Genomic DNA, 18,784 nt, shown 5'->3' with positions numbered 1-18,784 from the left:
ACAACCCTGCTATGAAGTAATCTAGATAGGAGCATGTCCTGCGTGGCACGAGCAATCACGACGCTAATGGCCTAACTAAGTCTACAACGAAAATTTCGACATTGCCTTCCTTGGCCACGTCGCTGTTTTCGATGAGAGTGGCTCGAAGCTCTTCTGCAGAATTAGGAGGTTTTGCGCCACTTTTCGGCCATTTAAGCTTCTTATTTTGTGGGACAAATGGTCCAAACCAAAATACAACGTAGATGCCTTTGCGTTGAGCACGCCAATCGTTGCTGTACAGCCTGTCTAGTTGGGTGTCCGCCGCGTGCCAAAGGTCCTTGTGCCATTGTCCCTTGACTTCAATGGGCAACATCAGCTGGTCAATTGTGCAACGTATATCGGCGCGCTTGTCATCGGCAAGATGGCCTTCTGGCTCACAAAGAATTCCATGCGGATAGTCACCAAGAATCTTCAACAGAGTGTCCCGGCAGTCTTCTTCATTTTTAGGTACGCCTTCTACGAAGAAGTCTTTATACCAATCAACTGGGTGAGACCGAATTTTGCGTTGAGCTTCGACTATTTCCTCAAGCACAACTGCTTGAAGTTGATCCATTGATTTTGGAGCTGCATCGATCAGCACGGACTCGAGGTCAGCAAGTTTGGGCGACACGTATTTCTCTTCGACAACCTTTTGAGCCTGTTCCGCGAAGGTTCTCTTGAGATAATCAGTGTAACTATCAGTGGGCGCGTCCCGCAATGCGCGCAACTCTCCCACTGCTTCAACCGAAGTTAACCCTCCAAGGCGGTTGATTAGCACCCCTAGATACTCTGCCGCGTCCCAAGGGTTGGCATCTCCGGTTGTTCCGCCACTGGGATGAGGCACGTTCCGCCACATCTTCCGGAATCCATTTATGATCCAAGAAAGTTGCCCTGCGGAGAGCGGTACAGGTGGACCTTCATCATGGCGTCGACAGAGACGTGACCGCAGGTGCCATAGGAAGTCTGGATCCTCATGCCTCGTGTCGAAGAGGTTTTCTTGAACAACATCATAGTCAACAAGAAATGCAACCGCGTCCCAATCAGAACGCCGCTCGTCATCATTAATATTGCTCGCTCTACGCTCATCCACATATTTCTTCAGAAATCCGAATTTGTTAGCTGCGATAAGACAGTCGATAAGCTCGGTTTCTGCGCGATGCGTCATCTTTGGAAAGCGTTCCAGCCATTCACATGCGAGATCAATCGCCATGCCTTCGCCATTCGTTGCACGAGCGATTTCATAGAGCCCGTCAACGTGCTCTTTTTGGGATTCAAGCTGTGGCTCAACCCGCAAGCGCCAGAACGCCTCCCAAAGCCCTGGCCTGTTCTTGACTTCTTGCTCCACCACTTCGGACACTCGGTCGATTTTTGCATGATTCAAGATAGGGGTTAGTCGAATTTCGAGAAGAACAGCGAGTAGCCTCTCGTCAGAAAGATCATCAAGAGGCTTATTGTTGCGGACTCTCTCGGCGGCTGCCGCAACGAATATGTATGCAGCATCCCAACGTTTGCTTTCAGCGTAGGACTCAGCAATTTCTCTAGCCGTAGGTGTCGATCCTTCGTTCGATAGATAGGCTTCAAAACCCTTAAACGCCGCGTCCTGAAGCTCCGGCCCTAACCACTGTTCGATCCGTTCATGGGCAGGCACGTCGTTGCCCATGTCGGAGTATAGGTTCAAATATGCCTTTGCTGGGTTAACGACCTCACCATATCGCCCACCGCGAAGATCATCGATATGTTTGAGAAAGTTGGCTCTGTGCTCTGCCCACGACTTCTGCTTTTCCTCTTTTCGTTTTCGGTCACGCTGTTCTTGCTTTATCTGCCATTCTGGGACTTCTGGCTTTGCCAGTTGCTCAAGGAATGCCTTACCATCTTTTTCTATCGCGAATGGATCAGCGGCTTTGCGCACTCTTTCCCCACGTTCTTCATTGTGGGGGCATAGGCGGACAAGGTCCTTCCAACGGTCTCCTTGAGCTTCGGTCACCGGATCGAGACAATCCAGAAGCGCGACGATATCGCCCTCATCTGGAGATAGGCCGTTAAGATGGTCGCTAAGCCTCCAGCCGCGCATCCATACTGTTTTGGAACCCGTTTCTTCCAGCAACGCAAAACGCTGAATTCTTCGCCTCGCATCGTTGTTGTTCCTTAGCCAGTTTGAAATTGCCTTTTGAGAGTCGTCGCGAAAGCCACGACAGTCTCCAATGGATGATAGCCATTTCCACAGCTTTAGCGGATCAACACCGCCAAGCGCCAAGCGTCTTTCGGTGAGGGCGTAAACAACGTTGATAGCAGCTGAGTCTTCAAGGCGATCGTAAGCATCACCAAGTAGAGCAATCAAATACTCCGCTAGGATGTTGAGAACGGGTTCAATTCGATCGTCAGGAAGCTTTTTCTCTAGGCCCCATAGGAACCCACTAATTCTATGTCGTTTTGTTTGAGGGAAATGACAGAGGCTAAGCCCGCTGAACGCAACAATCAACTCGACGATTTGGGTGTTAGTTGGACCTGCGAAGCCGAGGCCAGGAAGTAATTCCACCGCGAGCCGTAGCGAACTTTCATCCGCTAAATCGTGAAGTTCTGCTAGCAATTGAGCCCAGTCAGTATGATCTTTTGACAAGTCGGACAGTACATCACCAGCAATTCGTCGTTCATGGAACGTGACAGTTGGATCAAGCACCATGTCTTCGAGGGTTTTTGACAGCAAAGTCGCAACCGGTGATCCAAAAACTGAATGCAAGAGCATTGCTCTCAGAAAGAACGGCGTCGACCGAGATACAATTAAATTTCTGATTTCATTGCAAAGAGATGTCTTTGCAATCCCCCTCAATGAATGGGTTTTGTCGAAGTTATAGTACCGGGGGTCCCGATCGCCTAGTTCGAACAGTGCTTCCAACAAAGCGCGCGCCTGCTGATCCGAAAAGTTGTCAGTGTCGCCATACTCCACCACGCCCATTGGATCAGCCGCAATAACTTGCGGAGCCAGGTGAGCATCTTGGGCAAGCCATGCATGAACACCTCTAAGACTCGCGGGAACAAGCCCATGCCCATGAAACAGCTTTAGCAGGCGTCGTCGTTTTCTGTCAGTATCTGCTTTTTGCGCGAGCCAACGAGCTGCGATGAACTCGCCAACGCTCCTGTGCGTGTAGCTAAACCTATCTGGGTCGCCCTCAACGTTACTTGTGAGCAGCCGACTGCCTAAGACTGCATCGAGAGCGTTCCGCGATGCCAGCATGCCAACTTCCGTCACAGGAAGATCATCTTGGTCCATCGCCAGGGCGGATGACCTGGATACAGCTCTCTTGCCAGTCAAGATTAGAGAAGAGAATGCGGCCCCAGCCCCATCTAATGCTGCGCTTTCATGTAGCCTAGACAGTGACGAGTCTGCTTTTTTTTGACTATGCTCGGCCCACATCTTTGTCACTGCAAGGCTGAACAGCGCCGCTTTTGAAACAGGCAGTTCCTCACTGCTAGCGACAGCTCTAATCAGCTTCAGCGTCTGAGGGTTGCCAAACAGTCCTTCAAGCCCATTTTCTTCGAAATGACTGAGAACGGTATCGGCACGCTCATCTCCGATGTCCTTCGACAAAAGACTACGAGCGTCATCCCGAGAGATCGGTTTAAGAAACAGCTCGAGTGGATCGTCCCCATAGGTGTCTCCCACAGCTTGCACGCTCGTCGCGCTTCTCCAATCAGCCACCCGGCAAGAAAGAATGAAGTTTGGGAACCCTGCCGCTTCAAGCGAAGCGAGGACGGCGTCGACAGCATCTCCTTCAGCTTGCACTGCCAGTTCATCAAGTGCGTCTATAACGAAGGTAGTCGCGTCACCTAAGAGTTTTGAAGGATCATGCGATCTGATTAGGCGTCTTGCGTGAACAAATTTGTAGCCTGCCTCTTGTCCGATTTCTTCTAACAGTGTCGTCTTTCCCATTCCAGCATCGCCCAAGACGAGAATGGGTTTTTTCCGACCTAGGAGATCAGTTTGAGGCAGCTCAAATAATTTGCCATCGGCGTCAACGCCGCTCAGTCGCCGCGCAAGGATGCTGTTAGTCATGATCGCCTTTCAAAAGCGCTTACCGTACTGAACCAGAAGCTGTTTCACAGTAATAGAAGCTCCAGCGTTGGCCTACAACCAGCGGAATGGCCACCTTACGCAGAGGCCGAGCAATGGGTGCTCTACTGTGAAATCTTGTAGAGCTTACGGCGATGTTAGATGCTGCATTCTGTAGGTACAGCGAATGGCAGCAATGCTTGCTGCGACTGCGGCATCATAATGTTCGGGCGAGTGTCTGGTTTGGGCCGTTCGCACCCATTGGGCCACTCTACTACTGTCGTGATACAGTGAGATGGACGCAGCCTTTATTGTTGCCATAAAGGGACCAGAGGTCATTGGCAAAGCAGTACAGATATCCGCTCTCATCAGGTGTATGGGTGTTCGAGCTGCCGATTTGAAAGGTGTCGTGGGGCATCAGTTCTTTGGTTTTGTCGTCAGCACCGATCCCACTCGCCACCACACCAATCAGACAAAAGTAAGGAGCTTTGCTCTCGCGGGGGGCACCCGGAACGATCGCGCTTGCGTTGCTGCGCTTTTCACGCCTACGCTCTTGCAGTTTTCGGCTGATCCAGGTGGGCGCTTGAAAAAGCTGGCCGAGGCTGAATGACGTGACCGGCCCGTCTGGCGAGCATCGGATGCTCGCATCCAACCACTCACCCTTCGCCTCAAACCGATAGGTCGCGCCCGCTTCAAGGTAAAGATCCGTGGTGTTCCATCGGTCCCGTGCAAATACATCGAAGCTGCGGCTCTGCCCTTGCACGAGGACCTCTGTCGGCCAGTATTCCGGCTGGATCAGGGGCGGATCATCTGACCGCGCGCGCGCGGTCAGATGGATCGCGGGCGAGCGGATGTCCGGCACTGCGCGGGGCCGCGTTCGCATCTTTGCAAACACACCGCGGACAGAGTCATGTAGAACGCCTTGGTGGTCGGGCTTGATCTGTGACAGGGCACCATCCTTGAACGCAAGATCTTCGGCCTGTGCCTCATTTATCATCCATTGCAGCGCGATATCTCCAAGACCTCTTTCGGCATAGGACCCGCCCAGGTCTCCGTGTACGCCGGGGAACCAGACTTGCTTTACCCTGTCTGGGCGTGGATTGGACCACAATGTAGGCGCGAAGGTCAGGCGTCGTTCGTCGATAGCTACCGCGTGCCGCGCGCAGCGTACGTTGTCACCCAATTGGGTATCGTGAAACCGCGCATCCTTACGGCGATAGATGAAATCGATTGGTAATTCATCGGGAATACCCAACGCGCCTACTGTGTCCCAGACACCCATGAAATGGATCGTCACGTCGTCATGCCGTGTGTAGTGCTTTATCTTTTGCTTAGCGAGCTGCTTTGGGCCGCGATAGAGTTCATACACCGCGTCGATGTCGGCCCATCGCTTAACCTCGGGTGTGTCGTCGTCATGGACTAAAAGGCCGCACCGTCCGATCATCCCAGCCAAAGACCGAACCGTATAAGCCCCGCGCGAAAAGCCAAACAGAAATATCTGCGATGTGTCGGGGTCAAAGGTTTGGCACAGCCAGTTATAGGCGCTTTTGATGTCCTGGCCGAGGCCCACGCCCAGAGCGCCACCCAAAGCCTTGTCCATGAGGTTGCCCGACGTGCCGACGCCTGCCCGGTAATAGGCATGCTGAGGTGCGCCGCCTGCGTCAGAGGGCGCTAGTGCGCCATGCAGTTTGAACACGTTGGTCGGTGCAGGTTGACCGTTGTCCTCTTGATCGGGGGTGTTCCAAGTTCCATCGCAGCACACAATCAAATTGGCCATGGCAGTCGAGCCTCCTGCAAATACATCTGAGCGAACGAAGAGCGCTATCGCTCATCAAAAGGTCGTAAATCAATGCAGACATGTTCCACCGAAGAGTGCACTTTGCCAAGGGCAAATAATACCTTGCAATAGGGGTAGGCTGGTCCCTCGAATACTGCCCCTGGCGGATTGAGATCGGGCAAAGGTCATGGAGCGGTCTTGGAGACCTTCTAGACTGCAGCCCCCCAAACCCCAAGTTCCTTACAGAAACCCTGCGTCTACCAGCTCGCGCTTTGCGCGCTCCACGGTGCGTATGCTGCAGCCGAGAGACTGAGCGATGATCCGTTGCGATTTGCCGCTGAGCAGGGCCACCCGGAACGCTGCCATTTTCACTGCCCGGCTTGATTGTGGCCCCAGCGGGATGTTGATCCGGCCTGCGCCATAGGTTTTGTAGATCCAATCTGTGATTGGATCACCAAGTTGCTGGGCTGCAAGTGATTGCGCCTTCTTATGCGGGTGAGGGATGTAGGCCTCAATACCGCCAAAAAGGCTTGTCAGTTTCCAGACGGCCTCCGGACCTAGGTGATCTTCCAGGTCTTCCAGCATTTCTGGTACGTTCATCCCGAGATCGATCATTTCGTCACAGGTGAGGAGGTTTGGTTTTGTATCTGTCATGTGACTGTGATGCCGACATCGGTCGGCAGATAATTCCCTGTCACGTGTCGGGAGGTCGCTCAAAACGCATCAGTTGAGAATTTTGGGAGATCTGCGTGGCTCGATTTGCGGGCCGCTGAGCGCTGTTTTCGGCTGAACGCTACTCCGGGTCGGAAATTTCCACAAGCGCGTCTGTACCCCGTTTAAGTGGTATTTAACGGCGATCCTCAGAACACTCCCACGCTGCGATTTTCAGCTGGCGGGGGTGAGGAGGGCGGATTGGGCAAAATTCAGCCAAAAATGATCAATGGAGATCCAGGTGAGGAGAGCTTTTTCTATCTGCCACCAGTTGGTCGAACAGGATCTAGAGGAACAGATCTGATTGCCGCTGTTCCCTTGGGGAGCGCAGCTCGGCGGATACGCGTTCCACAGTGCGGACGTGGACGTCCACTTCGGCTGCAATGCGCGAATGGCTCAGGCCCTGGTCCAGGAGCATGGCAATCCGCTGGCGGCGTCCGGTTTGGCCGCTGATGTTTCCGGCAGGCACCAGCATCTTGCCGCTGCCCAGCAGTTTGTAGAGCTTTTGTGCATTGGCTTGCCCCACGATTTTGGAAATTGAGCTGCCGGGGGCAGGGTTCTTGGCGATATAGACTTCACGCCCGCCACGCTGCTTGGCAAGGCGGACGGCGAGCTCAACACTGATGTTATCAGCGATCAGGGCCAGAACACCTGGGAGATATGGTTTGAACTCACCGCTCATCTGCGATGATCCGACCAGTCAAAGTCGATATTGACGCGCTGGCCCCAGCTTTTGAGAGCCTGAATGACCTGGTCGATCTCGGAGTGGTCTCGCATCATGTCCACATCTGCGGGCACGTTCTGCCAGGTCTTTTCAAACCGGGCGCGGATGAACTTGTTTAAGCCGTTGCGGCTTGCATCCCGGAGCTGGCCAGCTTCGCCGAGTTTGCGCCAAAGTACATGGACCAGGCGCAGATCGGGGCGCGAAGCCTTTGCGTGTTTCTTGGAGCTGGAGCTGGCTTTGAAGCCATCCTGTTTAAGGCGGTTTAAAACAGCGTTTAAGTCTGCCTCGGTCATATCTGTCATGGAGGCCTTGCCGGTGACGACAAGTTGCAACTCCCGCCGTGCGTCACTGTTCAGGCCAAGCTCACGGCAGCCAACGTGGATCTTGCGTTGCAGGGCGCGGCTCATCCGGACACCTCGTTGATAAAGGGGACGGCCGGGTGGAAGGTCGCCGCATCCGCCGCCATGCGTTGGTCTGCGGCGCTCATTTCCTCGCGGGCAATCTTGCCAAAGGCATCGCCCTCGAGCTTTGCCAGATCTGCTTCCCCTTTGAGAACCGACAGGTTGCTGCCCAGCACCAAGGAGGCCCGCCGCATCTTGGTGGTGTAAGAGCTGAAGCTCTTCCGCATTGCCTCGCGGATCTGATCTTCTGACATCGCCATGACGACCGCCTCCTATGCCTTTGAGAGATCAATGGTGATGGCTTCCCAGGCAGCGGTCTGGGAGGGGCGCTCATAAAACCGGACATAGGTTTTGGAACCGACCACGCGCATAGCGTCGCGGATTGCCTGCATCGCCCGCTTCCAGCGCTCATCAGAGATGTCCAGGTTCAGGAGCATGAAGATCTCAGAGCGGTTGATCTGGCCTTCCTTGTCAGTGTTGAAGGCTTTGGTCACGATAGCGCGGAGCTCGGGTCCAGAGTCAGCGGCCCACTCATTCAGGCACTCGTCAACCAGCTCTTTGGCGATCTGTAATTCCGGACCAAAGTCAAAGGCCTCAGCGATCTGCACCTGGACTTTGTACAGACCGTCATAGCTGAACAGGGTTTTGTTGCCTTTTTTGCCACCGATTTTGGCCTCGTATTGCTGGGCCAGAAGCGCTTCAAAGGCGCCTATATCGTTGAAGGTGTGGGCTTTGAACCGGGCAATCTGCTCGCTCAAGGCCTTCCCATGTCCAATCATCTTGCGGACGGTTTCGTCCTGGAGCGCGTCTTGCGCTTTGACCAGCTCAACGGGCACCAGAGACCCTTTGGCGTTGGTGCGGTAATTCTTGCCGTCTACTTCGACAATCCCATCTGGGATTTTTGCGGGCATGAATGCCGTTTCAGGAGTCGGATTCTGGGCGTTGGTCATGAGTGGTTTCTTTCAAATTTGGGGGAGGGAGGAAGCTTTAGAGGAGGGAGGAAGCTTTAGAAAAGAGTGTCGATACCTGCGCCGACCAGGAAACCGACGCCGACCAGCGCCAGAACGGGGCCGATGTTTTTGCGCTCATACGCGCAGGCTCGGGCTTCGACTGCGGCTAGAAAAGCGCCGACAACCAAGAGGACTACCCCGAGAATGAATGATGCCATGTCTGTATCCTTTCCGGTGCTTGGCTGCTCATCAGATCAGGGCCGCCACGCCCTGGTGACCACGCCCGGCTAGGCCGGACGGGTTTCGCTTGGGTCAGGAGTTCAGCTTGTCTTTCACGGCCTTGGCGGGCTTGAAGCCAAGCGAAGAAGACGCTTCGATCTGGATGGAGACACCTGTTGCGGGGTTGCGCCCTGCGCGCGCTGCGCGCTCAGACCGCTTGAAAGTGCCAAAGCCATGCAGCGTGACTTCCTGGCTGGCCACAGCGGCATTGGTGATCTGACCAATGAGGGCGTCGATTGTTGCGCCAACGGCTTCCTGGGTCTGGCCCAGCTCTTCTGCAATGCTGCGGATCAGGTCCTGTTTGGTGATCTTCTTTGACATGGTGTTGTGTTCCTTCTGGTGGGTTGTGCGCAGGTCGCGCGGGGGTGTCAGGCTCCGGTGGGATCCAGCCGGTCGGCTAGTCTGCGGAGCCAGATGGCAAACTTGGTTTTGGGGGGCAGGGTCATTCTTCATCACTCTTGTTGAACTTGGGGCAGGCCCGGCAGGCACGGATCATTTTGACCCGGAAGGGGCTGCCATGGGTCCAGGTCTCAGCGCGGCGGCGGTATTGCAGGCAGACAGCACTCTCGATCTTGGTTTTCAGAGCGGGGCAAAGAACCGGGGCACTCATGAAGACCTCCCGCACCCGGCTTTCAATGCTGCGCATGTTTCCGCTGTAGCGGTTGCGGATGGCCTGACTGACCACGGCCGGGCTGAAGGCGATCTTTTGGGCTACGGCGTTCTGCGATGACCGGTCGCATTCCTGTACCAGCACGGTGATCCAGTCGGGCAGGGTGTCGCCCCAGGCGTCCAGCGCAATCACTTCTCTATCGCTGCTCATTGAAGGCGGCCTCCGGAGGCGTAGATGATCTTATCCTCATTGCTGTCGATGACGACGGTCATGCGCCTTTGCTGAGGCGGCAAAGGACCGGTGTTTCGGGTGAGAATAAGGGAAGTCTCAGGGCCCATCTTGCGGCTTCGGGTGCGGGCGCTTGCGCGCAGATACCCCGAAGTGCGAAGGATCCGGCAGTAGTTCAGAATATCACCCTGGGTGATGTCAGGGCGGGCAGGGGAGAGAGCTGCAAAGAGATCAACGGGGCGGAACTTCTTTTGATGGCGAATGGCGGTCCAGATCGCGCCTTCATCCGATGTACGCTCGGCCTTGGCCTGGTCCCTGAGGTCTTCAGGCTGTTTAGCCGTGTAGAAGATTTTGCCCTGGCTGCGGCTCCATTCGCGAATGATGCCGTGCTTGCGCAGCCGTCCCATAAACCGGGTGCGGACGGCTCCGACAACGCAGACCCGTGCTATGTCCTCAAAGGTGAAGTAGGCGTGATCGTGGATATAGGCCCAAATGGCTTTTTCTTCTGCGCCATTGGGTTGGATCGGGGGAAGCTCAATGAGCGACTGAGGTGGTTGGCCATTTCCTCGGATAACCGCAAAATACTGGACCTTACCTTCACGCGCGCAGGGCTTAATTATGCCCTGACGTTGCAGCTCCTTCAGGAAAATCCTCCTTGCCCAGCTACTTGTGTCGCAATGCTCAGCTACATCTGAGTAGGTGAAGCGCTCTTGGGCGCAGATATACTCCAGGATCTTCTGCTCGGAGGGATCGCGTGGCGTGCGAGGCCTGTTAGACATGGTGGCCATTACTTCAGCCCCCGGCGCGGAGACGGCGCATCCTTGCGGCGGAACTGAAGCCCGCCCCAATCCTCCAGCGACATTGCATCCACGCCCTGCGCCAGGGCTTCGCTTTTCACCTGGGCAATGTCGACCACCATGCGGCGCACATTGCCGGTGTTGCGGACCATGATTGCATCTAAAAGATCCTCGCTGATCTCCACGCCTTCTGCATAGACGGATGCCAACAACTTGGCATCGCGCAGGATGGCAGGCTCGGCAGCGGCCCAGGACATCACGCGGCTATGGATCAGCTCGTACTTCTGGAGCTTCTGTGGAAACTCCTCCATGCCGATCATGACAATGGGGGTGTCAGAGCCGTCGTGCAGATCGCGGATCAGCTCAATGATGCCGCGCCGGAAGGCATAATCAGACTCGTCGACAATCAAGGTGCGTCCGTCGATGGCCAGCTCTTCGCAGGCCTGCGACACCATATCCGGGATAGTGCGCTTTGGTGGCACACCGAGCTCCATCAAGAGACGTTCCAGGAAGGTCTTCTTGGTCCAATCCCCCTGCATGGAGATGTGAATGACGTCAAAAGTGGTGGCGCAGTAGATCGCGCCGAAGGTCTTGCCATAGCCGGGATAGCCATAAAACACCCCAAGACCCGGCATTCCAAAGGTCCGGCCCTGCAACTCCTTCACCAAAGTGGCCATCGCCGCCACATTGGTCAGGGGTTGGACGCTGTTGCCGATTTCCATCTGCTGTGACATGCTCGCTCCTATTCCATCGGTTGCCGTCGCCACGGGGTCCAAGCCAGGCGACGGCTTCTTCTTTTTGATTTTCTACCCGGCGTCGTTGCCGCCGAAGCTCTTGTGAAGCTCAATGCGAGCCTCAAATTCCGGGTGGGTCTGATACCCGTCCAGCCAGCTGGCTTCGCGTTCACCAACTACTTCTCCCGCGCGTTGCCGTTCCTGGATTTCCAGCGCCTGGTGGAAGCGCGCATCCGGATCTTTCGCCACTGCGAACTTCTCCGTTGATGCGGGTTTTGGTTTGCGTCTCTGTTTGGCCGTGCTCATCTCAAAAATGAGGGCATCCTGTGCGGCCTCGGCTGCTGGGGAGTTGTGGTCCCGGAAGTTGGAGGCGGATACCCGGTTGGCAAAGACCGGCGACACGACTTTGGCCTCTACCAGGGGCGTGACCTTGGTTTGCGCGCGGGTCTGTCGCAGGTCCTCTGCAAGCTGTTCCGGAGAAACCGGCGCGTGCAGCTCTGCCAGTTTCTTCTCTGCCTTCACAATTGCGCGCTTCTTCTTGGCCGTGGCTCTTGCGTCTTCATGGCTAAAGAAGCCGATCTTTTGCTGACATTCAGCAAAGCCCATGTATTCGCCTGTGGGCGCGTAGATATGCACGCCGCTGTGCAGATCTTCAGGGTCAAAGCGGACAACTACATTCTTGTTCGCTTCCTGGCTCATCCAGGCACAGTGATAGATGTTCTTGTGGAAGGTGAGGCTGCCGTTTTGTTTGTGCAGTTTCTTGGTGTCTTGCCCCATGAGCCATAGATTGCGCTGTTCTTCTGTTGCCCTTGGGCGCGTGGCATTGGCGTAGCTCTCCGCAAAGGTCTCATCAAAGGAACGGCCATTTGCAGTGTCAGACCGCCGCCCAAGACGGGCATTGTGCTCTTCAAAGCCCTCTTCCAGAATCTCAAGAAACTCTTCCAGCGGGATGGCACGACTGCCGTAGTTCTCCGGCTTTGCTTCGGGTCGATTGCCAACGTAGGCACCGGCAAAACGCGGATCCTTTGCCACGTCGCTGGCAATGTCGCGAAAGCCCCGCTCAATCGGCTTTGCCTGCCCATGAGCTGGCGTGGCCCAATGCATCTTAATGCCCAGGAGCGGCAGCACACCAACTGGATCAGTTTCGCGAACCTTGAAGCGGAACCGGGTTGGCGTGCCAGCGGTCATCCACTTGTTGGCAAACTCATGGCCATTATCAAACAGGCAGCGTTTGGGAATGCCCCATTTGTCTACCATCTCACCAAAGGCGGCCATTACCATGACCTTGTTGGGGTCGTGATCAACCCGCCAGGACAGGAACTTGTTTGAGTAGAGGTCCTGGAACACCACGATCTGGGGTCTGTTGATGGTGCCATCTGGCCACTTCACAAAGACATCGATCTTGTGACAGTCGGCATTGACCGCTTCCAGGGCCGATAGGGAAGACCGGTCGCGGGTCTGCGCCGGGAAGCAGCGCATGAGGCCATTCATGCCCTGGCGCTTGAACACCTGCGTGGTGCGGGGCACCTCAGCGTCCACCCAACGTTTGGCGGTCTTCAGGATGGGGTAGTCCCAACCCTGTCGCTTTGCTTCCCGGGTAGCTGCCCGATAGCTCTGCGCAAATGTAGGCTGTTCCAGGCGCAGAAAGGCGCTTTGCAGCCAATCCATAAAGGGGAGGTACTGTGCACGGTCTTCTTTCTTGACCCGCTTCTTCGGTGGGCGAGGAGCCAGATAGGCCAGGCGGTCCGCATCTGCTACGCCTTCAACCATTGCCAGCCAGTTGTAGACTGTGCGGGCACTGACGTCTTTTTCCTTTGCGATCACTTCAACAGCCACGACATGGGTCGCACCGCTCAGGTGCAGGAGCTCTACTTTGTTGAGCGCATCCAGGCGCTCTGCAGCCGCGTCTTTTGCCTTCTGGCTGGTGCTCTCGTATTCCGCCCAGGCCCGACCACGGTCAAGACACTCCTCTGGGTGCTCTGCTTTACGTTCTGCGTCCCGTTCAATCAGCTTTAAACGGGCATTAAAGGGCAGCACGGACCAGTGATAAAACAAACCACCGCCGCGCCCGGGCTTGCGCATGATCGCGCCTGGTGCACCGCGCCAGCCTTCGCGCATGGCGAAGATGTTCACGCCTCGCGCCGTTCCAGGCAGACCAGGAAAGCGCGCCTCGGCAATCTGCTCTGCAGACCACCATTCCTGATCAGGGGTGATATCCACGCTCATTGCCCCGCCTCACGCGTGCTGGTGAAGGGGACAACCTCGGCCGCCTTGTCTTCTTCAAGGGCAATCTCGTGGATCAGCTCAATCAACTCATCACAATGCAGCCGGACAAACTCTTTCCGGGCTGCCTTCTTGGCACGGGAGTAGGCGTCCTTGAGCTTTGAGACCTGCTGCCCCGTGGTCGACTGTACCTGCGAACCTGCGGCTTTCTTCCGGTCTAAGACTTCCTTGGCTGTCCTTGCTGAACCATCACCCAGGGCCATGCAGATCGCGCTGCGATCTTCAGGCTCTCCGCACTTGGCGATGTGTTCCAGGTCCTTGAACTGTACTTTCTTTGGAGCTTCACGCAGGAGGGTGATTTCTTCTCTGGAGAGCTTCTCGCCAACGCTAATGAGGCGGCGAATGTGCCGGTCACCCTTGCCGAACACTTCGGCGGCATTGGTTGCGAATGATTGTACGGACATAATGTCCGTACAATCGCCACGGCGTGCTTGGTTGGCTCTAAATGCCCTTTTCGCCTCAGGATTCTCCCGTTCATACAGCTCCTTATGAGCAGCCAGAAACACCGCCATATCAAGTGCCGTCAGCGGTGCGCCAGCCACATTGGCATCCACTTCAATGCGAATGGCCTGGTCATTGGTGCAGTCGCTCACCTTGACCGGCACTTCCGCTAGGCCAACTTCTTTGGCTGCCGTTAGGCGGTGCAAACCATCCATCAGGCGATAGCCACCTTTGACCCGGCGCACCAGGAGGGGCTGCAGAATGCTGCCAACCTCATGAATGGAAGACACAATGCTGGCCACCGCTGGCTGGGAGGCGATCCGCAGGCGTTCTTCCACCTGGATGTCTGCCACCGGCAATGTGTGGGTGTTCTGCCAATTTGGAGGGGTCATGGTGGATGCTCCAGTGAAATGGGGGTCAGTTGCTTGCGGCCTGCCGTTCTGTGCGACATGGCTGTGATTTTTGATGCGCGGATCTGACCGGAAGGGGCCTCGTATGATCTGCGCGCCTGGCATTAGGTAGGCTGCCGGTTTTGAGTGGCGGCAAAGGCGTAGAAATCGTCGAGAACGCCCTGTTCTTTGAGATCCGCCATCAGGTTGGCGATCTGTTCCTGGGCGGTGCTCATGGCTTCCACGGCGGCGTCAGATTGATCCGCGAGTGCGCTCACATTCTGAGCGCCCGCTAGGCGTGCTTCGCACAAAGCGAGATGGGCTTTCTCCGCTGCCGTTCGGCGTTCTGCATAGTTCGACGTGGCGCTTGCCAGTGCGGTAGCTACGGGGGCGAGGGAGGTTCGCCGACTTACGAAGTCATCTGTCATAGCAGGAACTCCAGAAACAGGAGCGGAAGGGGCAGGGCGAAGACGCAGATCGCCCCGATGATGTCGTCCAAAACTTCCGACCCTGTCAGGGACCAATCGCGGATCCATTGGCCCCAGCCCGCCCAAAATAGGGTGGAACTGGGACCCGGCTTCGCGAGTGGCGACCGTGTTCCAAAAGCCCCCAGCGACCCATCCACGGTGTCGCTGGGGTAGTGGCTCAACCGGCCGCAGGCGCAGCCATCTTGGTTGAGGGGAGTGGGGAACGGGAGGTGGTTCATGCTCCACCCTGTGCATTCTCGAGCTTTGCAGCCTCACGGATCACTCGCTGGGAATAGGCCATTTCGATCATCTCCCGCCCAGCGGCATCAATGATGCGTTCCAGCATTGCGCTGCCTACTTCTCCTCCAGCCTGCCCATAGGTGGCTGTGCGGGCGGTACTTGGCTTGACGTCGTTTGTGCGGCACCAAGCCTCGAAACTTGACCCTGAAGATCGAAATGCACCCACAATCACCTCATGCAGGATGGTCCCGGGCTGGAATATTTTATCTTGTTTTGTCATACTGCCCTCGCATTGCGGCCTTGTATCGTGTCGTTGCATACTCACATTACACCCAAATGGGTATAGTGTCAATAAGGTGGGTGAACAATTGGGTGTACCGGAGAGAATTCGCGAGGTGTGTGAGTTTAAATCTTTGACTATTAAAGATTTATCTAAAAGAACGGGCGTCAGCTACCGTACGATTCAGAACTATATTGGCGGTGATCGAGCTGTTGGAAGTGAATTTCTAACTGCTATAAGTACCCATTTGGGCATTTCGGCATCTTGGGTTTTGACAGGTGAGGGGTCTATGTCGATTCCGCTGCCTAGTAGCGAACAGCCCGCACAGCCTATTGAGCCGGAGCAAGGAAGCGGTCCAAGTGGACGAACGGACACAAGTCTTGGATCGCCAGGTCACGTTATCCCTGCTGACTCTATGCGTTTGATGTTCTGTAGTGGGGTTGTGACCGAGGAATATGCGAACAACGGAATTGAGATGTCTAAAGAGGCGCACTTGCTAGAAACATTGTGGGTATACAATAAGATGATGTCCCAGTTGCCGGATCCCACAGATGGAGTTGCAATGGAAATTGCCTTGGGAAAAACCCTTCAGGAGCTGCGTCAGCACCTTGCCATCAAGGCAGGTTAGTCGCATCTGTTCTCCAAGCTCGTGTTTATTGTCGGCCTTCCCCTTGCTCAACATAACGGGCCTTACGGACCTGGTTGCCGCGAGGACTGTCGCCATGAGTTCAAATGCGGCTGTGCCGATCAATCGACTGTTAGCGGTACTCTCAGTCTAGTATAGCCCGAGAGGCTTCGATGCGCAGATAGTAGTCATTGCAAAAGCGGACTACTGCTCTCTGAGCGGAAACCACCTTTAACCGAACTTTTGCCCTTGGATGATATCCAAGGAGTGGAAGAGTTAGGATTGAGGTCTACCCGGATGAAAAATTCGATCGGCGACAAGCTTCGCATTCTACTATTCGTACTCATTCTGCCAGTCCTCGGGCTAAGTCTCGTCGGTCTAAATGTAATCAATCAACGACTGACACAAATACAGGCTTCGGAAACCGGCCTGAACTTGATTGAAAAGGTTTGGTTGGCGAATGCTGAACTGATTTTTGAAAACGGATCTGATACCCCACCATTGCAGCTCTGGGATATCGGTGATGAACCCGAGGCGCTCTCACAAAATTCGGTCGACACCATTTTTTCAAATCTCCAGAAATTCAACGCCGATGACGTATCACGCGAAGTTCGGCTCTCTGCGGCCAACAAAATAATCCAAGAAATTGCACGTGAAATGGGACTTACGGTCCCGCCTGATGGGTTCGCAGCGGAGTATTCTTCAGTTTTGTTTGACCGCCTTCCAGAGGTTGCCTACCGGCTCGCGGTGCTAGAAAGCCTTGTTCAAAGACTAAGCCAGAAACAACGGGTCAACTTTAACGATCAGATGGCATTTGTTGTGAACGCCGGTCAATTCAAGGCCGTGGCAGATGCCATCTCTAGGGCCTCAAAACATCCCATTGGCATGGCTGATACTCCGATTGAACAGGCGGTTACGGAAGCAGGAACCTCATTTCGTCGAAGCAGCAGTATGTTTCAAAGCGCAGCTGTGAGAACGATAAAATCAATCGAGAAGTTCCGGAAAGGTCGTGAAATTGAAATCACACAATTGCTCGAAGCCAAGACTGATTTTGACCACAGAATTGATGGATACTGGCACAAAGTTTTCTCGGCGCTGAGCCTCAGGTTGGAAGAAACAGTGGCCGACTGGCGAAGATCCTATTGGCTTGTCGTGACCATATTTCTGATCGCGATCCTAGCGTCTCTGACTATCGCGACCTTTCTAAGAAGGTCAATTTTGGAGCAGGCCGACAGTTTGCGCAACGCATTGTTGGAGCTCGACAAACAAAACGAAGCGCTTGAGAGACACAATCAAGATGCTGAGTACAGAGCCGACCATGATCCCTTAACGGGACTAGCAAACCGTAGATCTCTACAAAAGAAACTCGAACGGAGATTGCACGAGCTGAATACAAATTCATCGGCCATCACTGTAATGCACATCGACTTGGACCTCTTCAAAGAGATCAATGATACATTGGGCCATGCTGCGGGAGATCACGTCTTACAACAGGTCGCCCGAACCCTAGCTGAGCTCGCCGCCGACGACGACCTGGTGGCTCGAGTCGGAGGGGACGAATTTCTTATAATTCGTACCGGTGAACGCTTGGCAGCGGATGCAGAAAAGCTCGCCGACAATATTATCCTACAGCTTTCGAAACCATTACTTTTCCAAGAAGAGACGTGCCAATTCGGGGCTAGCATCGGTGTCGCCAAGGCGAAGATATGTGATGGCCACCTAGATATCGAAAGGCTCATGAGTGATGCTGACATTGCCCTTTACCGTGCCAAAGAGCTTGGACGTGGTAGATGCGCCCAGTTTTCAGGTGAACTTCGCGATGAAGTCTTCAAAACCAAGGCACTTTCTGACGAACTCTCTTGTGCGATACGAGAAGGGTTGATCGTACCGTACTATCAGCCTCAAGTCGATGTAAGTACTAATGAAGTCATCGGGCTGGAAGTGTTTGCCCGATGGCTTCATCCTTCAAGAGGAACATTGTCACCGGCTACATTTCTACCGATAGCAGAGCGTCTTGGCGTCATTTCCAAGATTGATACACTTATTTTGGAGCGAGCCGTTTCCGACGCTCAAAACTGGGCACATCATGGGTTTATTGTACCCAAGATATCCGTGAACCTAAGTATCCAAACGCTAAAAGAAAGAAGCTTTCTAACCAGACTTGGTGAACTCCGGCCGTTTCCATGCAGCTTGTCAATTGAAGTCGTTGAAGATTTTTGCAGTGCCCTATGCAGAGACAAACTAGCCTATTTCTTGGATCAACTGGATGAGTTGGGAGTCGGGGTGGAAATCGGTGATTTCGGCGCGGGTTATTCTTCCTTTCAAAGCATCTATGAAGTACGCCCTGATCAACTCAAAATTTCAAAAGTTCTGACTGATTTCGCGGCAACATCTGAACTCCATGTTGAAATCATACGTGCTATTCAGGACATCGCAACAAAACTAGAGATTGATGTTCTAGCCGAGGGGATCGAGGACAAGACGACCAGCGATCACCTGGCAACGCTCGGATGCATCCGGCAACAAGGCTATCAGTTCGCAAAACCAATGAGATTTGATGACCTGTTGATTTGGATGAGCGACCTTAATGCCTCCAAAAAAAGTATTCGTTTAGGCTGAAGGCGCATAGCCATTAGTTGAGGTGTGTGGCTGGTAGGTGAGTTGAAAGTCGCTTCTACTGCTACCGCTGCTTCTCAGGGTACGGGAACAGCGCGCTCAGCTCGGTACCCCACAGTAAATCGAGCTCTATTGTTGCGCCACGTAGTTCGGGAGAGTGTTGCCT

The 18,784-nt window shown here is 54.6% G+C and carries 18 protein-coding genes and 1 other RNA gene; 2 read left to right on the top strand and 17 right to left on the bottom strand.

Annotated features, from left to right (window positions below):
- Positions 1 to 55: 55 nt before the first annotated feature.
- The 17 genes from ED661_RS18645 to ED661_RS18560 all read right to left on the bottom strand — a co-directional run bounded on the left by ED661_RS18645 (position 56) and on the right by ED661_RS18560 (position 15,377).
- Entirely contained in the window at positions 56 to 4,069 is a 4,014-nt protein-coding gene (locus ED661_RS18645) for an NACHT domain-containing NTPase (RefSeq protein ID WP_122075971.1), read from the bottom strand.
- A gap of 271 nt (positions 4,070 to 4,340) precedes the next feature.
- The gene (locus ED661_RS18640) at positions 4,341 to 5,843 is read right to left on the bottom strand and encodes a DUF2235 domain-containing protein (protein WP_122075969.1); all 1,503 of its coding nucleotides are present in this window, start codon (positions 5,841 to 5,843) and stop codon (positions 4,341 to 4,343) included.
- Between the two features lie 240 nt (positions 5,844 to 6,083).
- Complete coding sequence (locus ED661_RS18635) at positions 6,084 to 6,497, bottom strand: helix-turn-helix domain-containing protein (RefSeq protein WP_122075967.1); 414 nt, start codon at positions 6,495 to 6,497, stop codon at positions 6,084 to 6,086.
- Positions 6,498 to 6,840: 343 nt separating this feature from the next.
- On the bottom strand, positions 6,841 to 7,236 hold the full coding sequence (locus tag ED661_RS18630) for a helix-turn-helix domain-containing protein (RefSeq protein WP_122075965.1): 396 nt from the start codon (positions 7,234 to 7,236) through the stop codon (positions 6,841 to 6,843).
- Positions 7,233 to 7,685, bottom strand: coding sequence for a gp16 family protein (locus tag ED661_RS18625; RefSeq protein WP_122075963.1), 453 nt, complete (start codon positions 7,683 to 7,685; stop codon positions 7,233 to 7,235). Before ED661_RS18625 ends, ED661_RS18630 begins: the two co-directional genes overlap by 4 nt.
- Positions 7,682 to 7,939 carry a hypothetical protein gene (locus ED661_RS18620; RefSeq protein WP_122075961.1) on the bottom strand — a complete coding sequence of 86 codons (258 nt, stop codon included), beginning with the start codon at positions 7,937 to 7,939 and terminating at the stop codon, positions 7,682 to 7,684. Before ED661_RS18620 ends, ED661_RS18625 begins: the two co-directional genes overlap by 4 nt.
- Positions 7,940 to 7,951: 12 nt before the next feature.
- Entirely contained in the window at positions 7,952 to 8,629 is a 678-nt protein-coding gene (locus tag ED661_RS18615; protein ID WP_122075959.1) for a DUF3164 family protein, read from the bottom strand.
- Between the two features lie 56 nt (positions 8,630 to 8,685).
- The gene (locus ED661_RS18610) at positions 8,686 to 8,847 is read right to left on the bottom strand and encodes a hypothetical protein (protein ID WP_122075957.1); all 162 of its coding nucleotides are present in this window, start codon (positions 8,845 to 8,847) and stop codon (positions 8,686 to 8,688) included.
- An 18-nt stretch (positions 8,848 to 8,865) separates the two neighbouring features.
- Positions 8,866 to 8,938, bottom strand: an RNA gene (locus tag ED661_RS18605) — hammerhead ribozyme type II.
- Positions 8,939 to 8,941: 3 nt separating this feature from the next.
- On the bottom strand, positions 8,942 to 9,229 hold the full coding sequence (locus ED661_RS18600) for an HU family DNA-binding protein (RefSeq protein WP_216822467.1): 288 nt from the start codon (positions 9,227 to 9,229) through the stop codon (positions 8,942 to 8,944).
- A 121-nt stretch (positions 9,230 to 9,350) separates the two neighbouring features.
- Positions 9,351 to 9,728 (bottom strand): hypothetical protein, encoded by a 378-nt coding sequence (locus tag ED661_RS18595; RefSeq protein WP_122075956.1) that lies wholly within the window; start codon positions 9,726 to 9,728, stop codon positions 9,351 to 9,353.
- The gene (locus ED661_RS18590; RefSeq protein ID WP_162930190.1) at positions 9,725 to 10,525 is read right to left on the bottom strand and encodes a hypothetical protein; all 801 of its coding nucleotides are present in this window, start codon (positions 10,523 to 10,525) and stop codon (positions 9,725 to 9,727) included. The genes ED661_RS18595 and ED661_RS18590 overlap by 4 nt, the downstream gene beginning before the upstream one ends.
- An 8-nt stretch (positions 10,526 to 10,533) precedes the next feature.
- Positions 10,534 to 11,277 (bottom strand): AAA family ATPase, encoded by a 744-nt coding sequence (locus tag ED661_RS18585; RefSeq protein WP_027240429.1) that lies wholly within the window; start codon positions 11,275 to 11,277, stop codon positions 10,534 to 10,536.
- A 72-nt stretch (positions 11,278 to 11,349) separates the two neighbouring features.
- Positions 11,350 to 13,503 (bottom strand): transposase domain-containing protein, encoded by a 2,154-nt coding sequence (locus ED661_RS18580; protein ID WP_122075952.1) that lies wholly within the window; start codon positions 13,501 to 13,503, stop codon positions 11,350 to 11,352.
- Positions 13,500 to 14,393 (bottom strand): ParB/RepB/Spo0J family partition protein, encoded by an 894-nt coding sequence (locus ED661_RS18575; protein WP_162930189.1) that lies wholly within the window; start codon positions 14,391 to 14,393, stop codon positions 13,500 to 13,502. The genes ED661_RS18580 and ED661_RS18575 overlap by 4 nt, the downstream gene beginning before the upstream one ends.
- 122 nt (positions 14,394 to 14,515) lie before the next feature.
- Positions 14,516 to 14,668 (bottom strand): hypothetical protein, encoded by a 153-nt coding sequence (locus ED661_RS18570; RefSeq protein ID WP_162930188.1) that lies wholly within the window; start codon positions 14,666 to 14,668, stop codon positions 14,516 to 14,518.
- A gap of 424 nt (positions 14,669 to 15,092) precedes the next feature.
- Complete coding sequence (locus tag ED661_RS18560) at positions 15,093 to 15,377, bottom strand: hypothetical protein (RefSeq protein WP_122075944.1); 285 nt, start codon at positions 15,375 to 15,377, stop codon at positions 15,093 to 15,095.
- A 76-nt stretch (positions 15,378 to 15,453) separates the two neighbouring features.
- On the opposite strand from ED661_RS18560, the gene ED661_RS18555 reads away from it, so the two are divergent.
- A complete protein-coding gene (locus ED661_RS18555) occupies positions 15,454 to 16,005 on the top strand; it encodes a helix-turn-helix domain-containing protein (protein ID WP_254054888.1) in 552 nt (183 codons plus the stop codon).
- A gap of 294 nt (positions 16,006 to 16,299) precedes the next feature.
- A complete protein-coding gene (locus ED661_RS18550) occupies positions 16,300 to 18,621 on the top strand; it encodes a bifunctional diguanylate cyclase/phosphodiesterase (RefSeq protein WP_122075940.1) in 2,322 nt (773 codons plus the stop codon).
- Positions 18,622 to 18,784: the final 163 nt, after the last annotated feature.

This window comes from Pseudophaeobacter sp. EL27, from assembly GCF_900313025.1.
Classification (GTDB): domain Bacteria; phylum Pseudomonadota; class Alphaproteobacteria; order Rhodobacterales; family Rhodobacteraceae; genus Pseudophaeobacter.
The sequence above is the reverse complement of the archived record's forward strand: the minus strand, read 5'-3'. Positions and strand labels throughout refer to the sequence as shown.

Coding starts and splice junctions, on each gene's coding strand:
- ED661_RS18645 (WP_122075971.1), bottom strand. CDS start 4,069: ATGACTAACAGCATCCTTGCGCGGCGACTGAGCGGCGTTGACGCCGAT.
- ED661_RS18640 (WP_122075969.1), bottom strand. CDS start 5,843: ATGGCCAATTTGATTGTGTGCTGCGATGGAACTTGGAACACCCCCGAT.
- ED661_RS18635 (WP_122075967.1), bottom strand. CDS start 6,497: ATGACAGATACAAAACCAAACCTCCTCACCTGTGACGAAATGATCGAT.
- ED661_RS18630 (WP_122075965.1), bottom strand. CDS start 7,236: ATGAGCGGTGAGTTCAAACCATATCTCCCAGGTGTTCTGGCCCTGATC.
- ED661_RS18625 (WP_122075963.1), bottom strand. CDS start 7,685: ATGAGCCGCGCCCTGCAACGCAAGATCCACGTTGGCTGCCGTGAGCTT.
- ED661_RS18620 (WP_122075961.1), bottom strand. CDS start 7,939: ATGGCGATGTCAGAAGATCAGATCCGCGAGGCAATGCGGAAGAGCTTC.
- ED661_RS18615 (WP_122075959.1), bottom strand. CDS start 8,629: ATGACCAACGCCCAGAATCCGACTCCTGAAACGGCATTCATGCCCGCA.
- ED661_RS18610 (WP_122075957.1), bottom strand. CDS start 8,847: ATGGCATCATTCATTCTCGGGGTAGTCCTCTTGGTTGTCGGCGCTTTT.
- ED661_RS18600 (WP_216822467.1), bottom strand. CDS start 9,229: ATGTCAAAGAAGATCACCAAACAGGACCTGATCCGCAGCATTGCAGAA.
- ED661_RS18595 (WP_122075956.1), bottom strand. CDS start 9,728: ATGAGCAGCGATAGAGAAGTGATTGCGCTGGACGCCTGGGGCGACACC.
- ED661_RS18590 (WP_162930190.1), bottom strand. CDS start 10,525: ATGTCTAACAGGCCTCGCACGCCACGCGATCCCTCCGAGCAGAAGATC.
- ED661_RS18585 (WP_027240429.1), bottom strand. CDS start 11,277: ATGTCACAGCAGATGGAAATCGGCAACAGCGTCCAACCCCTGACCAAT.
- ED661_RS18580 (WP_122075952.1), bottom strand. CDS start 13,503: ATGAGCGTGGATATCACCCCTGATCAGGAATGGTGGTCTGCAGAGCAG.
- ED661_RS18575 (WP_162930189.1), bottom strand. CDS start 14,393: ATGACCCCTCCAAATTGGCAGAACACCCACACATTGCCGGTGGCAGAC.
- ED661_RS18560 (WP_122075944.1), bottom strand. CDS start 15,377: ATGACAAAACAAGATAAAATATTCCAGCCCGGGACCATCCTGCATGAG.
- ED661_RS18550 (WP_122075940.1), top strand. CDS start 16,300: ATGAAAAATTCGATCGGCGACAAGCTTCGCATTCTACTATTCGTACTC.